The sequence below is a fragment of the uncultured Aurantimicrobium sp. genome (genome assembly GCF_936931525.1).
Classification (GTDB): Bacteria; Actinomycetota; Actinomycetes; order Actinomycetales; family Microbacteriaceae; genus Aurantimicrobium.
The window spans coordinates 1-1,091 of record NZ_CAKZII010000099.1 but is presented as its reverse complement, the minus strand read 5'-3'; the positions used below and the strand labels follow the sequence as shown (position 1 = coordinate 1,091).

Sequence of the window (1,091 nt, the reverse complement as noted above, 5' to 3'; positions counted from 1 at the left end):
GTCATCCAACGAGGCAATGAGTTCAGGGATCTGGATGAAGTTCTTGTCTTCGTCCAAGAAAATCTGCAGATTGTCTCCGTGAATAGCTTTCAATTCTTCACGGAAGGCCATGGCATCACTACTGCGAGCGGCATACATCAGGGTGTAATTTGCGCCGATGCGCTTGAGCACAACCGCCATCGCCATGATGGCGGTGACGCCGATTCCTCCTGCGATCAGCACATAACGCTCTGCGCCCACGCGAAGGGGGAAGTTTTGCAGAGGCTGAGTGATGTCGAGTTGGTCGCCCACTGTGAGCTCATGAACGGCAATGGAACCACCGCGAGAGTTGGGAACCAAGAACACGCCCAACGTGAGATCGCGGAGATCTTCACTCTGCGAAACAACAGAGTAGGAACGTCGAACCATTTCGCCGTTCGCCTTCACCATGAGGTCGATGTGGGAACCGGGGTCGGCCTTGGCGGGTTTCGACTGGCGGATAACGATTTTCTTGATGTCGTTGGCAGCCTGCGAAATCTCCATGATTTCGCCCTGCTGCCAAACCTCGATATTGGTTGCGGCCATTGTTACTCAGTCCAACCATCTTCTTGTTTGGTTCCCAGGCGACCTTCTGCCAGAAGCTGACGCTCCAGCAGGCGACGAACCCACATGCCACCAGCGTCAATGTTGATGTTGTAGAACTCGTAGTCAGGGTTAGCGTCGATGGCGCGCTGCTGCGCACGAAGCATGACCTCGTCTTCACCGAAGACGCCGTGAACGCCTTCACGCATTTGCGTGGTGATGGTTTGACTGTCCAGACGGTAGTTGCGCTGGATGGACCAGAAGTAGTGGCTGGTTTTGGCTGTCTCAGGTGTGATGGTATTCATCACAAACGCATTCACCCCCTGGCTACGGTCACCTTCTGGTGCGCCGGTGTCTGCCTTTGCAACTCCGACATCAATGCAGATGGTGCCTGGAGCTTCGAAGCGAATAATCTGCCAGCGGTCGACCTTGCCCTCGTAGCCGGGGAAGACATCGTGCAGGTTCTTCTTCCAGAAGGGAGGAGGGTAGATGCCCTTCATCCAACGGGTGACAGTGACAGAAGTGTCATC

1 protein-coding gene and 1 pseudogene are annotated in these 1,091 nt (G+C 55.0%); both read right to left on the bottom strand.

Translation table 11 applies throughout. The features are described 5' to 3' along the window. Positions 1-564: ferredoxin reductase (locus tag Q0362_RS04765; RefSeq protein ID WP_298120479.1), on the bottom strand; the 564-nt coding region annotated here is incomplete at its 3' end. Positions 565-566: 2 nt separating this feature from the next. Next, positions 567-1,091, bottom strand: a pseudogene (locus Q0362_RS04760) (aromatic ring-hydroxylating dioxygenase subunit alpha); the annotation flags it as partial.